A 15,920-nucleotide genomic window follows, 5' to 3' on the forward strand; every position below is an offset into this window, starting at 1 on the left:
TCCCACCGGGGTCAACTCACCACCCAGCTTGGATGCTTCGCTTTCGGGGACCTTGGCGAACGACGTATTCGCCGCGCCGACCAGGGCCAACGCGGCGCCCAGCGCCGCTGCGTGCTTGAAATTCGTCATGTATCGATTTACCTCCGGACGTATCTGCCCATCTCGATGGAATGCCATTTGGCGCCGCTGTGAGCGCGGCTCGTTTATCATTGAATTCAGCAAGAACTCTATCCCGATACGAATTTGATTGCCAGCAGGATTCACCGCCAGGCGGGCCTTCTGGCTGCCACAGGAACACGCATGTCCCCGGTATCCGCAGCGGATTCAGCTTCCGCCGTTCACGAGATTCTGACCGCCCCGGATGGCGGTCGGTTCAACCTGACGCGCGCCATCCCCGCCCGGCCCTGCGCCGCCGTGGTGATGCTGCCCGGCATGTTCACCGGCCGGCGATTCTGGCTGTCCGACCAGGGCGTGGGGCTGGCGGCGTTCCTGGCCGATGCCGGCTTTGCCGTGTACATCGTGGAGCGCCGGGGCGTGGGCGCCAACCGGGGCGATGCGGGCACCGGCCGGTCCGGCTTTACTGAACACGTGCAGCATGACCTGCCGCTGGTTCAGTCGCTGGTTGCCGAGGAACAGAGGGGCCCGGTGTTCTGGATCGGTCACTCCTTCGGCGGCGTGCTGGCGGCCCGAGCAGTAGCCACCACTCTGCACGCCGACCAGGTGGCCGGGCTGGTGCTGTTTGCCACCCAGTTCGAGGTGGGCAAGCGGGGGCTGGATTTCCCCGGCAACCTGTTCGCCCGCGGCGTGGCCCGGCTACTGGGACGCGTGCCGGCCCGCTGGGTGGGCCTGGGACCGGAGGACGAATCCCCCGCCACCATGACCGACGCCGGCCGCATGGTGGCCGACGGGCGACGGCAACCCGAACTGCGGGAACAGCTCGGCCGGCTGACCCAGCCGACGCTGGCCATCGTCGGCGCCGGCGACCGGGTGGACCCGCCCGAGGGCTGCGAACGTTTCATCGGCCACTTTGCCAGCACCGACCGGACGTTCCTGAGGGCCGGCACCCACAACGGCTTCGAGGTGGATTTCGACCACCCCGGCATCGTGATCAGCAAACCCGCCCGCGCCCAGATCTGGCCGCTGGTGCGGGACTGGCTGGACGCGCGGCTGGCCTGATCAGGCCCCGATCAACGACTGCCCGCAGACCCGGACCACATTGCCGGACACACCGCCGGCGCCGGGCGTGGCCAGGAAGGTCAGCAGCTCGGCCACGTCCTGCGGCTGGCCGCCCTGGGACATGGAATTCATGCGCCGGCCGCCCTCGCGGATCATGAACGGCATCTCGGCGGTCATGCGGGTTTCGATGAAGCCCGGGGCCACCGCGTTGACGGTGATGCCGCGGTCGCCGAACTTCTGGCCCTGGCTCTGCACGTAGCCGATCAGTCCGGCCTTGGTGGCGCCGTAGTTGGTCTGGCCGGCGTTGCCGGCGATGCCGCCGATCGACGACAGACACAGGATGCGGCCGTGGTCGTTGACGATCTTGTCGCCCAGCAGCACTTCGTCGATGGCCAGGATCGAACGCAGGTTGATGGCCAGCACCATGTCCCACAGGTGCTCGGCCATGTTGGCCAGCATCTTGTCGCGGGTGACGCCGGCGTTGTGCACCACGATGTCCACGCCGCCGAATTTCTCCTTGAGGAAATCGGCGATCGCCCGGGGGGCGTCGGCGTCGGTGATGTCCTGCGGCAGGGCGGTGCCGCCGACCGCCTTCGCCGTGGTTTCGAGCGTTTCCGCATCGGCCGGGATGTCCAGCACCACGACGTGCGCGCCTTCCTGGGACAACCGTTCCGCGGTAGCCGCGCCGATGCCGCGGGCACCGCCGGTCACCAGCGCCACCTTGCCGTCCAGCGGCCTGGTCACCGGGACCGAACGCGGCATCTTGCCGCCCTTGGTCACGCGCACCGGCTGGCCGTCCACGTAGGTGGAATGGTCGGACAGGAAGAAGCGCAGCGGCCCGGCCACGCGGTCCTCGGCGCCCTTTTCCACATAGACGAGATTGGCGGTGGCGCCCTTGCGGCCGATTTCCTTGGCCAGCGAGCGCACGAAGCCTTCCACCGCGCGGGCAGCCACCGCGGCCGGCACGCTGTCGGCGGTTTCGGGCACGTCGGCCAGCAGCACCACACGGGCATTGCCGGTGAAGTTGCGCATGATTGGATGGAAGAAATCGTAGAGCGCCCGCAACTGGGCCGGATCGGTCATGCCGGTGGCGTCAAACACCACCGCGTTGAAGCGGCTGTCGCCGGTCACGTCGGCCGCCGACTGCGCCTCGGCGCCCATCGCCTTGAGCGTGGTCTGCACCTTCTTGCTGGCAGTGGCGCCGTCACCCGCGCCGAACAGCACGGTCTTGCCGGCGAGTGGTGTCTCGACATACGGGCCGCCGGCCCGGGCCAGGGTCTGCGGGGTGGGCAGGCCGATGGTCTTGATGACGCTGCGCAGGGCCGGCTGCTGGGCCATGCGGACGAGGTAATCGCTCATGCTCGATCTCCGTGTCGTTGGTTTGGCGACGCCGCGCGCCGCCGCCGGTCGGATGAATCCGACCCTACAATCAGAACCGGCTCGGAATCATGCCGAGTCGGCGCGCATTCAGGCCTCCAGAATCGCGGTCACGCCCTGGCCGCCGGCGGCGCAGATGGAAATCAGCCCGCGGCCGCCGCCGTTCTCGGCCAGTGTCTTGGCCAGGGTCGGCACGATACGGCCGCCGGTGGCGGCGAAGGGATGCCCGGTCGCCAGACTGGACCCCTTGACGTTCAGCTTGCTGCGGTCGATGGACCCGAGCGCGGCCTTGCGGTCCAGCCGCTTCTTGCAGAAGTCGGCGGATTCCCAGGCCTTCAGGGTGTAGAGCACCTGGGCGGCGAAGGCCTCGTGGATTTCGTAGAAGTCGAAATCCTGCAGCGACAGGCCGGCGCGGTCGAGCATGCGCGGCACCGCGTAGGCCGGGGCCAACAGCAGGCCCTCGCGTTCCTCGCGGAAATCCACCGCCGCAGTCTGGGCGTGGACGATACGGGCCAGCACCGGCAGGCCGTGGGCCCTGGCCCAGTCCTCGCTGGCCAGCAGCACGGTGGAGGCGCCGTCGGTCAGGTTGGTGCTGTTGGCGGCGGTCAGCGTGCCGTTTTCCTTGTCGAAGGCCGGGCCCAGCTTGGCCAGCTTCTCCAGGGTGGAGTCGGGCCGCATGGTGTTGTCGCGTTCCAGCCCGGCATGGGGCGTGATCAGATCGTCGAAGAACCCCGCCCCGTACGCGGCGGCCAGCTTCTGGTGGCTTTCCCAGGTGAGCTGGTCCTGATCCTCGCGTGCGATCTTCCAGCGCTTGGCGGTCAGTTCGCAGTGCTCGCCCATCGACAGCCCGGTGCGCGGTTCCCCGTTGGAGGGAACCTCCGGCACCAGGCTCTTCGGGTTGGCCAGCTTCATCAGGGCCTTGAGGCGCTGGCCGTTGGTCTTCGCCTGATTGATTTCCATCATCGCCCGCTGCATGCCGCGGCCCACCGCGATGGGGGCATCGGAGGTGGTGTCCACCCCGCCGGCCACGCCGACGTCGATCTGGCCGAGCGCGATCTTGTTGGCGACCAGGATCGCCGCCTCCAGCCCGGTACCGCAGGCCTGCTGCACGTCGTAGGCCGGGGTGTCCGGGGACAGGCCAGAATCCAGCACGGATTCGCGGGTGAGGTTGAAGTCGCGCGAGTGCTTGAGCACCGCCCCGGCCGCCACCTCGCCCAGGGTTTCCCCGGCCAGGCCGCAACGATCCACCAGCCCGGCCAGGGCGGCGGTGAGCATCATCTGGTTGGACTGATCCCCGTAGGCGGTGCCCGAGCGGGCGAAGGGGATGCGATTGGCGCCGACAACGGCGACGGAACGGACATCGGTACTGTTCATGGCATGCGCTCCTGCGGTGGCCCGCTGGCGTAACAAGAAAAGACTTCTTTCCAGATTAGTTCATCGTGCGTTGCAGTGCAACAAACGCGACGCTCGCGTTCAAGCATGACCGCAAACGCAAGTCAGAAGTTATACGACACGCTCAGATTGACATGATCCCGGTCGACCAGGTTGTTGAACTTCCCGTCCCAGAATGCCTGGTAGATCATCTGCCCGCTGATGCGCGAGGTGAAATCCACTTCCGCGCCCGCCAGGATGCGCTTGCGGCCCTCGATGTAGTTCTGGATCGGCGCCGGGGTGATGCCGTGGATGTCGTGTAGAAAGGCGACGATCGGGCGCACCGTGACGCCGCCGATCAGGTCGTTGTACTGCAGCCGGGCGAGGATGCGGTAGCCGGCGGACACATCGGTGGGGAAGTTGCCGGTCTGCTGGGTCGGGTTGAACGAGCGTGGATCGGGCTGCCCGCCCGGCTGGCCGGTGCCGTCGGCGCCCGGCGAGGGGTGGGTGCCGTTGGCGAAATCCAGCGCCGCCAGCGCCAGATCGTCGGGTGAGGGCATGTTCATCACGTGGGTCACGCCCAGTTCCAGCACCAGGATAATCTGATTCGCGCCCAGGGGATTGTTGGGGCCGAACACCCGCAGGCCGGTAATGTCGGCGGTCTGCACCCGCAGCCGCTCGTAGCCGCGGATCAGCTCGTTGGGCTCGACCGGATCGTTGCGGTACACCGACAGCAGATCGGGCACCGCGTTGCGGGCGCTGGGCAGCACGCCCACGCCGATATTGACATCCTCTTCCGCGAAGGCCGGCTGCAGGCCGGCGAACACCACGTCGGAGGCCTGGATCGCCAGCGGCTGGTTGGGCCGGAAGGCGTACTCGCCGGCCATTGCCCACTTGCCCAGGTTGGTGTTGAAGGACAGCCCCACCATGTGGATGTCCTCCGGGTAGTCCAGAAACGGGCGGATGGTGTCGATGGGCGCGGCTTCGTCGGGGCCGTTGGGCGACAGCGGGCCGAAGGTGGCCTGCAGCGCGTCGGCCAGGCGACCCTGGCCGTTGAAGCCGCCGCAGGCGATGGCCACGGCGATGGCGTCGGCGCTGACGTCCTGGAAGGTGATGCCGCTGACCAGATCCTGCGGCACGTTCTCGATCACCGCCTGTTCCAGCTGGGCGGTCAGCACATCCAGGCCGGGGATGTCGTTGCTGCCGGGGGCGGGAATCTCGCCCGCCCGGCGGGCGCAGGATTCGTCGGCGGCCACGATGCTGGCCACCGGCAAACGCGCGTGATAATTCAGCGCGTAGAAGCTCAGCTCGGTGCCGCCGTTGAAGTCCGGCAGGTACCAGTTCAGTCGGGCGCCGTACTGACCGCCGCTTTCCGGCCGCCCGGCCCCCTGCAGCCGACGGCCCGTCCCGGTTGTGGACGTGGCCTGCCGCGCCAGGAAGTTGGTAAAGCCGCCGGTCTGGTCCGGGTCTTCGGACAACTGGCCCAGCGAGATGTTGATGGTGTCACCCCCGCCGGCCGCCTCCAGAATGTTGAACAGGCTGCCATCGGCAGCGGGGCTGGAGCGTTCCCAGTCGTACTGATAGACCAGTTGCAGGCCGACGTTCTGGCTCATCTGCACGTCCAGCACCGCCAGCCCGGTGGGTTCGAACACCGAGGCGATTTCGGTGCCGGGGAAGAACAGCCGGTTCTGATCCACCGGGTTGAGCTGATCGAGACTGCCCAGGAAGTTGAACAGCGACTCCCCCCAGTGCACCCGCTGCTCGCCCACCGACAGCGACATGCGTCGGCCGAGGGCGTCGAACGGCACGCTGACGAAGGCCTCCAGCACATCGATATCGTGGCCGATCTGGTCGATGGAATCGTCGGACAGCCGGGTGCGGCGGGGCTGGAACGCCGTGGGGGCGTCGTCGCCCAGCGCCGCCTCCACGCCGTCGTAGGTCACCGGCGGCACGTCCTCGAAATTGTCGGGATGGAATTCGTCCAGATGACTGGCCACCCCGTCGTAGAAGGCCAGGGACGAGAACTGGAACACCACGTCGCCCCAGAAGGCCGTGAGGTCGGTAGCCAGGCGCAACTGGGCGGCGGTCATGTCGCCCTGGTCGAAGTTGAGGTTGCCGTTGTCGCCGTTGGCGCCGAAAAAACTACCCGGGGCGTCGACCAGCCGCTGATTGGGGCCGGGATCGCCGTTGGCGCCGCCCAGATCCAGGCAGTCATCCGGACACAACCCCGGATTGTTGTTGAGCTTGCTCACCAGCGCGGCGTCACGCTTTTCCGTGCGCCAGGTGGCGCCGACGGTGGCCCGGTTGTTGAGGGAGATTTCCAGATCCCCCCAGTCGAACTGATACCCGGCCGCACTGCTCATTGTCAGCAGACAGCCGGCACCGATCAGAACGGTTCCTGCCCTGGTTCCCGACATCGCACTCCCCCTCGCACCACATCGTCCATTGTCGGCGCATCCGGACGGACTCGACACGGCCCGTTACCCGTCACGCTGTTTATGAATACCGAGATTACGCACAAGCGTTGGCTCATGCCAACCCGATCGGGATTGCCGCGTCGGTCAATCGCCATTCGACCACTAATCATTGACGCGTGAAGGGCATTAGGCCGGCGCCGAGGCGATAAACACGCCTGATTACCACCAATTGACATTGGCGAGACGCGCTGCCTACGCTCGGACAACCACATCGGGGCAAAGCGACACGCCATGAGCGCGAAAGATTCCACCGTTACCGGCAACCAGTTCGCCGCGGCCGACAGCCCCACCACGCTGCGCGCGGCGGTCGGCGTGTTCATGAGCTATCGCAGCCCGCAGATTCTCGCCGCGCTGGCGGGCGCCTCGATCGTGCTGCGCGTCTTCCTCGGTCCGTTAACCGCCCTGGACCTGCTGGTGGCCGCCACGCCGATCCTGATCTGGCCGTTCCTGGAGTGGTTCCTGCACCGGTATCTGCTGCATCTGCGGCCGGTCGAGGTGTTCGGCTGGACGCTGGATTTCGATTTCGCCCGCAAGCACCGCATCCACCACCAGCAGCCCTGGCGGCCCGAGCACATCTTCCTGCCAGTGTACGTACACGCCACGCTGGCACCGGTGCTCACGCTGGGGGCATTCTGGCTGCTGCCGCAGCCGGGGCTGGCCGCCACCTGGATGGCGGCGCTGGCGGGGATGACGCTGCTATACGAATGGACGCACTTCATCGTGCACAGCCGCATCAAGCCAAGGTCCGCCTTCGCCCAGAAGCTGTTCCAGAATCACCGACTGCACCATTTCCGCAACGAGCACTACTGGTACAGCTTCACCGTGCCGCAGGTGGACGCCATGTTCGGCACCGCGCCGGATGCCACCGACGTGCCCCGCACGCCCACGTGTCGAACGCTGGAATACGGCGATGTCGAGGCGGGGACGGATCGGGCCGCGTAATCCGGAACGCGCCGGTAGCACATCTGCAAGAAGGAACCGCAGATTTCGCAGATGACGCAGATTAATGGGTGGCTCGGGGCGACGCTCGCCCCCAGGCCAACGGGTCAACCGATTGCGACGTGGCCAATAGCCGCGATGGCGCATAGCCAAACCGAACCATGGCCTCGCACTCTGACGAAGTGATCCACACAAATCCTTCATCCACGTCAATCCGCGAAAGAGGAAACCGCAGATTTCGCAGATTCACGCAGATTGAATGGGTGGCTCGGGACGACGCTCGCGCCAGGGCCAGCAGATCAGCCGATTGCGACGCGACCAGTAGCCGCGATGGCGTAGGGCCAAGCCGAACCATGGCCTCGCACTCTGACGCATTAATCCACACACATTCTCAAATCTGCGTCATCTGCGAAATCTGCGGTTAACTTCTTCCGTCTGATACGAAACGAGCGGTGAAATCCGCGGATGACCCCTTGAATCAGAAGTTATATTCAAGCGCCAGCGAGATGTTGTCGCGGTCGCGCAGCGAGATGCGCCGGTCGCCGGTGCCCCAGTAGGTTTCCAGCATCACCTGGCCCTGGATGCTCTGGCTGAACTGGATTTCCGTGCCCAGGATCAGCCGCTTGCGGCCCTCCACGAAGTTCTGTGCCGGGAAGGGGGCCACGCCGTCGATGTCGTGGAAGAAGAACAGCAACGGGTTCACGTTCCAGCCGAACAGCAGGTCGTTGTAGGTCGCCTGCACCAGGGTGCGCCAGCCGTAGGAGGTCTGATCGGCGAAGCAGTCGCCGGCCTGGGTCGGATTCAGGCGGCGGGCGTCCGGGCCGGCCGCGCCGGTGCCGTCGGCGCCGGGACTGGCGTGGGTGCAGTTGGGGCCGCCGCCGTCCAGCTGCAGGTCGCTGCGGTCGGGATGATCGATGACGTGGGTGATGCCACCCTCCAGCAGCCAGATGATCTGGTCGGCGCCGATCGGGTTGCTGCTGCTGAACACCCGGATGCCGGTCAGATCGAGCTGCTGCACCTGGAAGCGCTCGTAGCCGCGCACGATCTCGTTGGCCTCGACGGGATTGTTGCGATAGCGGGTGCTGATGAAATCCGGCACCGCGTTGCGGGCGCTGGGAATGGTGGCAATGGCCAGGTTGATGTCCTGGTCCGGCAGCGCCGGCTGCAGGCCGGCGAAGACCACGTCGGGGATCGATACCTGCAGCGGCATGTTGGGCCGGAAGGCGTACTCGCCGGCCAGCGACCAGGCGCCGAACTGGGTGGTGAAACTGGCGCCGAACAGGTGGATGTCTTCCGGGTAATCCAGGAACACGCCCAGCGTATCCAGCGGCAGCGGCTCGCGGCCCAGGCCGGTGCCCTCGGTCAGCGAGCCGTTGAAGCCCTGGCAGGCCACCAGGGCCGTCACGCCATCCGCCGACAACTGCTGCCCAAGGGTGTTTTCCAGGGTCGACACGATCGGCTGCAACACGCCCGGCAGATCGCCGCCGTCGGGTAGATCCACCCGGTCGCGCAGGCAGGACCGGTCGGTGGCCTGCACGCTGCCATAGGGCAGACGGCTGTGATAGTTCAGCGCGTAGAGGCCGAAATCGGTGCCACCGTTGACGTCCTCGGCGTAGTAGTTCAGGCGCAGGCCGCCCTGCCCGCTGTCGCTGGGCTCGCCGCGGGTGGAATCCACCGGCACGCTGTTCGAGGTGCTGGTGATCAGTTGGGCGGTGCCGGTCTTGAAGGTACCGATCTGGTTCGGATCCTCCGAAAACTGACCAAGGCCGACCACGGCGTAGTCACCGCCGCCGGCAAAATCGTTGGTGGCGAAGAAACTACCCTCCGCAGTGGGCTGCACCCGCTCCCAGTGATACTGATAGACCAGCTCGGCTGACAGATTGGGGGTGAAGTTGGTGGTCAGCACCGCCAGGCCGGTGGGCTCGAACACGCTGGCGATCTGCGCGCCCGGGAACCGCAGGCGATTCTCGTTGGGCGGGTTGAGCTGATCCAGACTGCCCAGCGCCACGAAGGTGGACTCGCCCCAGCGGATGCGCTGTTCGCCCACGGAGATGTTGAAATCCATGCCGAAGGCCTGGAACGGCACTGACACGAACGCCTCGAGCAGATCGATGTCCGCCCCGACCCGCTCCTTGATCGGCCCGGCCCGTTCGCTGAAGCGGGGCTGGAAAGCGGTGTCGGGATTGGAGTCGTCGAAGCTCTCGTTCACCTCGTCGTAGAAGCCGATGCCGCTGACCTTGAACGCGACGTCGCCCCAGAAGCCCTTGAGTTCGGACTCGATGCGCGACTGTCCGGAGATGAAGTCGCCGCGATCGTAGTTGAGGTTGCCGTTGTCGTAGTTGGACCCGACGAACGACCCGGGCGCATCCACCAGCCGCTGGTTGGGGGCGGTATCGCCGGAGAACGACAGACAATCATCCGGGCACAGGTCGGGATTGACGTTGAGCTTGCCCACCAGGGACTCGTCGCGCTCTTCCAGCCGCCAGCCGGCGCCGAGAATCAGCCGATTTTCCCAGGAGGCCTGGATATCCCCGTACTCGAATCGCACGGCCTGTGCCGGCGTCATCCAGGCCAGTCCGGCCGCCATGCCCACGATGGCCGCAAGCGACCGTCCACCCAATGACATCATCTCCCCGCCTCCCGACAGACCGGCCCACTGGCCAGTGATTATTGCTTTAGGAAAGAACCCTTGCCAAATGTAGCTGACATTGCGTAATGTGACAAACCCGCGTTGACTCGATCCAGCGCAAACCCACGGGACGGAGACAAACCGATGCGACAGATGATCACCGCCCTCGGGCTGGGCGCGGCCCTGGCCATCCTGCAGATGCCGGTGCACGCCGCCGTCAGCGAGTCGGAAGCCGCCAAGCTGGGCAACGAACTCAGCCCGGTCGGCGCCAATCCGGAAGGCAATGCCGAGGGTACTATTCCGCCGTTGATCGGTGAGGAAGCATTCAACGAGGAACAGAAGAGCTTCACCCCGGAAACGCTGGAGGAGGTCCGCCAGAAGATCATCGAATTCGGCGAGAACCACCCGGACATGAACCTGCTCACCAATCTCGAGGACCTCAAGAAGGCCGCCGAGATGGAGCCGGAACTCAACAACCTGGTGACCCAGATCGGGGTGGAGAATCTCGACCCGCGACTGACCATCACCAACGACAACCTCGCCGAGCACGCCGACAAGCTCACCGAGGGCCACAAGAAACTGTTCGAGCTGTACCCGGACTACCGGATGATCGTCTACCCGTCGGTCCGGCCGGCCTACTATCCGGACGAGATCAACGAAGCCACCAAGCGCAACGCCACCCGCGCCACCCTGGAGGGCACCGACGACATCTCGGGCGCCGAGCTGGGCGTGCCCTTCCCGATTCCGAAGTCCGGCGCCGAGGTGATCTGGAACCACAAGCTCAAGTTCCGCGGTTCCGCGGTCAAGCGCTTCAACGACCAGGCGATCGTGGACGCCGACGGCGACGTGGAGATCACCAAGGTGATCGAGGACGTGGGCTTCGAGTACGGCAACCTGAACAAGGAGGCCGGCGAGCGCAACAACGAGATCATCGCCTACTTCCTGCAGGAGACGGTGTCGCCGCCGCGCGTGGCCGGCCAGTTCACGCTGGTGCATGAAATCTTCGGCAAGGGCACCTCGGGCCGCAATGCCTGGATCTTCAATCCCGGCCTCGGCCGGGTGAACCGCGCCCCCGACGTGGGTTACGACAACCCCTCGATCGGCTCCGACGGTCTCCAGTTCAACGACCAGATCGACATGTTCAACGGCGCGCTGGATCGCTACAACTGGAAGCTGGTGGGCAAGCAGGAAATGTACATCCCGTACAACTCCTACCTGCTGAGCAATCCCATCGCCAAGTACACCGACGTGGCCGGCAAGGGCCACATCAACCAGGGCATGGCCCGCTACGAACTGCATCGCGTGTGGGTGGTCGAGGCCACGCTGCGCGACGGCACCCGCCATCAGTTCGGCAAGCGGGTGTTCTACGTGGACGAGGATTCCTGGGGCATCGTGGCGGTGGACAACTACGACGCCCGCGGCGAACTCTGGCGCTTCCAGGAAGGCCACATGATCACCGCACCGTTCGTGCCCACAACCACCACCACGCCGGAAGTGATCTACGACCTCAAGAGCGGTCGATACTTCGTCACCGCCCTGACCAACGAGGGCAAGATTCCGGACTTCCGCATCGAGTACGACGGCGGCTACTTCGGGCCGAACGCCCTCAAGCGCAAGGCACGCCTGCGCTGATCGACGATTGCCGGGCCGCCCGTCACGGGCGGCCCGATGATTGCCACGCGAGACCGCCAAGGGGGGAACATGGGGTCTGATCCGGCATCACTGCGCCGGCTGCTACCGCTGGACGACCGCGCCACCGATTTCCTGGCGCAGCTGGATGCGGCCGACCGTCAGCGCCTGTGCGATCAGGTGGCCGACGCAGCGGCAGCACAGCGCCAGTCCCTGGAAAACGCCATCGACCAGGCCGCCAGCTTCGTGCCCGGCCCGCTGCGGCGTACCGCCCGCAAGCTGCTGCTCGGCTGAGCCGGTCCATGTCCGATCTCACCGCCCATGCCGAGCGCATCAAGCTGGCCCGCGTTCTGGGGCTGGCACCCGCCGAGCTGGACTACCTGGAGGACCGCGACGGTCAGGCGCTGCGCGATTTCCGCGAATCCCTGTCCGACGCGCTGTTCAACCGCTACCGGGCCCGTTTCGAGGGCATGGCGAAACTGTCGTCGCTGCTGCCCCTGGCCGCCAATGCCCGGCTGTCGGAACTGGTGCTCGGGCCAACGCTGTCGGCGCGCATTGCCGGCGAGCTGCCGGTCAAGCGGGCGGTGGCCCTGGCCGACCGCCTGCCAGTGCCCTTTCTCGCCGAGGTCAGCCGCGAGCTGGACCCGCGCCGGGCCGCCGACGTGGTGGCCGCGATGCCGCCGAAACGGGTGGTCGCGGTGGCGCTGGCGCTGCTGGCCGAGGACGACTTCATCACCATGGGCCGGTTTCTCGACAGCCTGTCGGAGGCCGCGCTGGCCGCCACCATCGAGGCGATCGAATCCGACGCCGCGCTGCTGCGGATCGGTTTCTTCGCCGAGGATACCGGCCGCCTGTCCGACATCGTGCGGCTGATGCCCACCGCCCGCCGGCGCGGCACGGTGGCGGCTGCCGCCGAGCAGGACTGCTGGCCCGAGGCGCTGTCGCTGATGCTGCATCTGGATGACGACCTGCAGGCCGAATTCGGGCAGTTCATCTTCGAGGACGCGGCCCTGCTGGCCGGCGCGGTGGCCGCCGTGGCCGAACACGGCGCCTGGCCGGTGCTGGTGCGGCTGACCGCGCACCAGGACGATGCCGCCCAGACCCGCCTGGCCGAACAAATCGCCGGCCGTGGCGCCGGAGATCACGATCAACTAACGGCCGCAGCCGAGGCCGAGGGCGTCGCCGACGCCCTCGCGCCCTATGCGGCCGCCTACCGGAAGCAACGCTCATGAGCATGACCCAGCGCATTCTGCGCATCGTCGAGCCGGTGATTTTCGGCGCCCGCTGGATCACCCTGGCGGTGCTGATCGCGATTACCGCGTTTCTCGGCTGGCAGGCATCCCAGCTACAGCCCAACGCCGGCTGGCTGAAGATGGTGCCGCAGGAACATCCCTACATGGAGACGTTCCTCGAGTACTACGACGAGTTCGGCGGGGCCAATACGGTGCTGGTCGCCCTGAAGAACAAGGACGGCGACATCTACCAGCCGGAGTTCATGGAGGACCTGCGCAAGCTCACCGACGAGGTGTTCTTCATCCCCGGCGTGCAGCGCGAGCGGGTGACCTCGATTTTCACCCCCAACATTCTCTACGTGGAGGTCCAGCCCACCGGGCTGTCGGGCTCCACCGTGGTGCCGGCCGACTACGCGCCGACACCGGAAATGATGGACAAGCTGCGGTCCAACGTGTCCAAGGCCAACGTGATCGGCCGGCTGGTCTCCAACGACCAGAGCGCGGCGATGGTGGTGGCCGAGCTGCTGGAGCGTGACCCGGTTACCAACGAGAAGATCGACTACAACGAGGTGGGCGACAAGCTCGAGGCGATCCGCACCAAGTTCGAGGACGAGAACACCACGGTCCACATCATCGGCTTCGCCAAGGTGGTGGACGACATGACCGACGCCGCCACCGAGGTGGTGGGCTTCTTCGCGCTGACGCTGATACTCACCGGCATCCTGCTGTGGCTGTACACCGGCTCGTTCATGCTCGGCATGCTGCCGCTGGTGTGCTCGATCGCCGCGGTGATCTGGGAAATGGGCCTGCTCAACCTGGCCGGCTTCGGGCTGGACCCGTTCGCCATCCTGGTGCCCTTCCTGGTGCTGGCGGTGTCGGTGTCCCACGGCGTGCAGTACGTCAACGCCTGGGCCAGCGAGATCGCCGACGCCGGCCACACGGCGTATCGCGCCTCGCTGAACACGTTCCGGCGACTGGCCATTCCCGGGACCATCGCGCTGATCACCGACGTGGCGGGCTTCCTGACCATCTACCTGATCGACATCGACGTGATCCGCGAGATGTCGCTCAACGCCGCTTTCGGCATCGCCGCCATCATCATCACCAACAAGGCGCTGATGCCGGTGCTGCTGACGGTTGCCAACGTCCGCGACCGCGAGGCGTTCCAGCGCAAGCATGCCCGGCGCGAGGCCCTGGGCGACCGGCTGTGGCGCTTCATCGCCGCCACCTTCACCAAGCGCCCGGCGGCGGTGGTCACGCTGCTGGTGTGCGCGCTGATTCTGGGCTGGAGCGTGTGGAAGTACGACGACCTCACCGTCGGTTCGGCCCAGGAGGGCGTGCCGGAACTGCGCCCGGATTCGCGCTTCAACCAGGACGCCCGCCTGATTGCCGAGAACTTTTCGCTGGGCGTGGACCAGTTCAACGTGATTGCCGAAACGGTGCCCGACGCCTGCATCAAGTACGACCTGATGGCCGAGCTCGACCGCTTCGCCTGGCACATGAAGAACGAGACCGGCGTGCGCGAGACCATGACCCTGCTGGATCTGTCCAAGCTGGCCTATGCAGGGCTGTCGGAGGGCCGCCTCAATGCCCAGGTAGTGCCGCGCAACCGTTACGCGCTGGCCCAGGCCACCGCGCTGGTGCCCACGACCTCGGGCATGCTCAATGACGATTGCAGCGCGCTCAACGTGTTCCTGTTCACCACCGACCACAAGGCCGCGACGATCAAGGAGATCGTGGCCGCGGTGAAGGCCTACAAGGCCGAGGAAAACAGCACGCCGGACATCGAGTTCAAGCTGGCGTCCGGCAACGTCGGGGTCATGGCCGCCACCAACGAGGTGGTCGAGGCCAAGGAAGTGGAAATCGTGCTCTGGGTCTATGCCGTGGTGCTGACCTTCCTGTGGCTGTCCTTCCGCACCTTCTCGGGGGTGATCTGCGTGGCCCTGCCGCTGTCCCTGGTGTCCATTTCCGCCTACGGGGTGATGGCCACGCTGGGCATCGGCATGAAGGTAGCCACGCTGCCGGTGATTGCGCTGGCCGTGGGCATCGGCGTGGATTACGGCATCTACATCTACGCCACCCTGGCCGAGGGCCTGCGCCGTGGCATGAGTCTGGAGGAAGCCTATTACCGCACCCTGCAGAAAACCGGCAAGGCGGTGGTATTCACCGGCGTGGCGCTGGGGCTGGGCGTGGCCACCTGGCTGTTTTCCAAACTGCAGTTCCAGGCCGACATGGGCCTGATGCTGGTCTACATGTTCACCGCCAACATGTTCGGCGCCATTCTGGTGCTGCCGGCCCTGGCCCATTTCTTCGCCGGCGAGGAAACCCGCCACCAGGGACAGGACATCACATCCGGCGCCAGCGACGAGCCGGACGAGAGGAAACCGTCATGATGCGTCACATCATCGCCGCCACCGCGGCCGGGCTGCTGATCGCCACCGGGACCGCAGCGGCTCAGACCGACGAAGCCGAAACCGAAACCCGAAAGGCCCAGCCAGCGGAAATGATGCCGCTGGCCGATCGGGGCATCATCAACGCGCTGGCCCGCGCCGGCGACCAGTTCGTCGCGGCGGGCGAACGCGGCCACATGCTGCTGTCCGACGATGGCGAGTCATGGCGGCAGGTGCCGGTGCCGGTGCGCGGCATGCTCACCCGCGTAGTGTTCCGCGACGCCACCCACGGCTGGGCCACCGGCTGGGACGGCGCCGTGCTGCGCACCACCGACGGCGGCGAGACCTGGTCGCTGGTGAACTTCGAGCCCGACTGGGGCAAGCCCTATTTCGACATCCTGCCCACCGGTACGGACAGCGCCACGCTGGTCGGTTCGAACGGCCTGATGCGCACCACCGACGACGGCGGCGAAAGCTGGACGCTGGTGGACAACGACGTGTTCGCCGCCGGCTTCCACCTGTACGACCTGGAACAGCTGGCCGACGGCACCCTGCTGATCGCCGGCGAGCGCGGCATGCTCGCCCGCAGCGTGGACGGTGACACCTGGGACATGCTGGTCCCGCCGTACGTGGGCTCCTACTTCGGCGTGCTGCCGGTGGGCGAGCACGGGGCGGTGCTCTACGGGCTGCAGGGTCGGGT

General features: G+C 66.4%; 11 protein-coding genes. 7 read left to right on the plus strand and 4 right to left on the minus strand.

The features are described from left to right. The first annotated feature begins 300 nt into the window (after nucleotides 1-300). Nucleotides 301-1,176 (plus strand): alpha/beta fold hydrolase, encoded by an 876-nt coding sequence (locus RM531_RS15745; protein ID WP_311660656.1) that lies wholly within the window; start codon nucleotides 301-303, stop codon nucleotides 1,174-1,176. Here the strand turns inward: RM531_RS15745 and RM531_RS15750 are convergent, their stop codons facing one another. The 3 genes from RM531_RS15750 to RM531_RS15760 all read right to left on the minus strand — a co-directional run bounded on the left by RM531_RS15750 (nucleotide 1,177) and on the right by RM531_RS15760 (nucleotide 6,341). Next, nucleotides 1,177-2,535, minus strand: coding sequence for a 3-oxoacyl-ACP reductase (locus RM531_RS15750; protein ID WP_311660658.1), 1,359 nt, complete (start codon nucleotides 2,533-2,535; stop codon nucleotides 1,177-1,179). Between the two features lie 108 nt (nucleotides 2,536-2,643). Beyond that, complete coding sequence (locus RM531_RS15755; RefSeq protein ID WP_311660660.1) at nucleotides 2,644-3,927, minus strand: acetyl-CoA C-acetyltransferase; 1,284 nt, start codon at nucleotides 3,925-3,927, stop codon at nucleotides 2,644-2,646. 122 nt (nucleotides 3,928-4,049) lie between these two features. Next, nucleotides 4,050-6,341, minus strand: a complete 2,292-nt coding sequence (locus RM531_RS15760; RefSeq protein WP_311660662.1) for a DUF1302 domain-containing protein — start codon at nucleotides 6,339-6,341, stop codon at nucleotides 4,050-4,052. Nucleotides 6,342-6,632: 291 nt separating this feature from the next. On the opposite strand from RM531_RS15760, the gene RM531_RS15765 reads away from it, so the two are divergent. After that, entirely contained in the window at nucleotides 6,633-7,343 is a 711-nt protein-coding gene (locus RM531_RS15765; protein WP_311660664.1) for a sterol desaturase family protein, read from the plus strand. 475 nt (nucleotides 7,344-7,818) lie between these two features. Here the strand turns inward: RM531_RS15765 and RM531_RS15770 are convergent, their stop codons facing one another. After that, nucleotides 7,819-9,969: a DUF1302 domain-containing protein gene (locus tag RM531_RS15770; protein WP_311660665.1), complete on the minus strand. Its 2,151-nt coding sequence runs from the start codon at nucleotides 9,967-9,969 to the stop codon at nucleotides 7,819-7,821. 144 nt (nucleotides 9,970-10,113) lie between these two features. Between RM531_RS15770 and RM531_RS15775 the strand changes: the two genes are divergently transcribed. From RM531_RS15775 to RM531_RS15795, 5 genes are all read left to right on the plus strand, one after another. Beyond that, nucleotides 10,114-11,601, plus strand: coding sequence for a DUF1329 domain-containing protein (locus tag RM531_RS15775; protein ID WP_311660666.1), 1,488 nt, complete (start codon nucleotides 10,114-10,116; stop codon nucleotides 11,599-11,601). Between the two features lie 69 nt (nucleotides 11,602-11,670). Further along, a complete protein-coding gene (locus RM531_RS15780; protein WP_311660667.1) occupies nucleotides 11,671-11,892 on the plus strand; it encodes a hypothetical protein in 222 nt (73 codons plus the stop codon). An 8-nt stretch (nucleotides 11,893-11,900) separates the two neighbouring features. Further along, nucleotides 11,901-12,830 carry a hypothetical protein gene (locus tag RM531_RS15785; RefSeq protein ID WP_311660668.1) on the plus strand — a complete coding sequence of 310 codons (930 nt, stop codon included), beginning with the start codon at nucleotides 11,901-11,903 and terminating at the stop codon, nucleotides 12,828-12,830. Further along, nucleotides 12,827-15,223: an efflux RND transporter permease subunit gene (locus RM531_RS15790; protein ID WP_311660669.1), complete on the plus strand. Its 2,397-nt coding sequence runs from the start codon at nucleotides 12,827-12,829 to the stop codon at nucleotides 15,221-15,223. Before RM531_RS15785 ends, RM531_RS15790 begins: the two co-directional genes overlap by 4 nt. Beyond that, the coding region (locus RM531_RS15795; RefSeq protein WP_311660671.1) for a WD40/YVTN/BNR-like repeat-containing protein at nucleotides 15,220-15,920 on the plus strand (701 nt) is incomplete at its 3' end. The genes RM531_RS15790 and RM531_RS15795, both read left to right, overlap by 4 nt.

This window comes from Spectribacter acetivorans, assembly GCF_031846305.1.
GTDB lineage: Bacteria > Pseudomonadota > Gammaproteobacteria > Nevskiales > Salinisphaeraceae > Spectribacter > Spectribacter acetivorans.

What these genes read in the sequence shown, in the direction of transcription:
- RM531_RS15790 (WP_311660669.1), top strand. Translation starts at nt 12,827, where the DNA reads ATGAGCATGACCCAGCGCATTCTGCGCATCGTCGAGCCGGTGATTTTC.
- RM531_RS15745 (WP_311660656.1), top strand. Translation starts at nt 301, where the DNA reads ATGTCCCCGGTATCCGCAGCGGATTCAGCTTCCGCCGTTCACGAGATT.
- RM531_RS15775 (WP_311660666.1), top strand. Translation starts at nt 10,114, where the DNA reads ATGCGACAGATGATCACCGCCCTCGGGCTGGGCGCGGCCCTGGCCATC.
- RM531_RS15765 (WP_311660664.1), top strand. Translation starts at nt 6,633, where the DNA reads ATGAGCGCGAAAGATTCCACCGTTACCGGCAACCAGTTCGCCGCGGCC.
- RM531_RS15755 (WP_311660660.1), bottom strand. Translation starts at nt 3,927, where the DNA reads ATGAACAGTACCGATGTCCGTTCCGTCGCCGTTGTCGGCGCCAATCGC.
- RM531_RS15760 (WP_311660662.1), bottom strand. Translation starts at nt 6,341, where the DNA reads ATGTCGGGAACCAGGGCAGGAACCGTTCTGATCGGTGCCGGCTGTCTG.
- RM531_RS15785 (WP_311660668.1), top strand. Translation starts at nt 11,901, where the DNA reads ATGTCCGATCTCACCGCCCATGCCGAGCGCATCAAGCTGGCCCGCGTT.
- RM531_RS15780 (WP_311660667.1), top strand. Translation starts at nt 11,671, where the DNA reads ATGGGGTCTGATCCGGCATCACTGCGCCGGCTGCTACCGCTGGACGAC.
- RM531_RS15770 (WP_311660665.1), bottom strand. Translation starts at nt 9,969, where the DNA reads ATGATGTCATTGGGTGGACGGTCGCTTGCGGCCATCGTGGGCATGGCG.
- RM531_RS15750 (WP_311660658.1), bottom strand. Translation starts at nt 2,535, where the DNA reads ATGAGCGATTACCTCGTCCGCATGGCCCAGCAGCCGGCCCTGCGCAGC.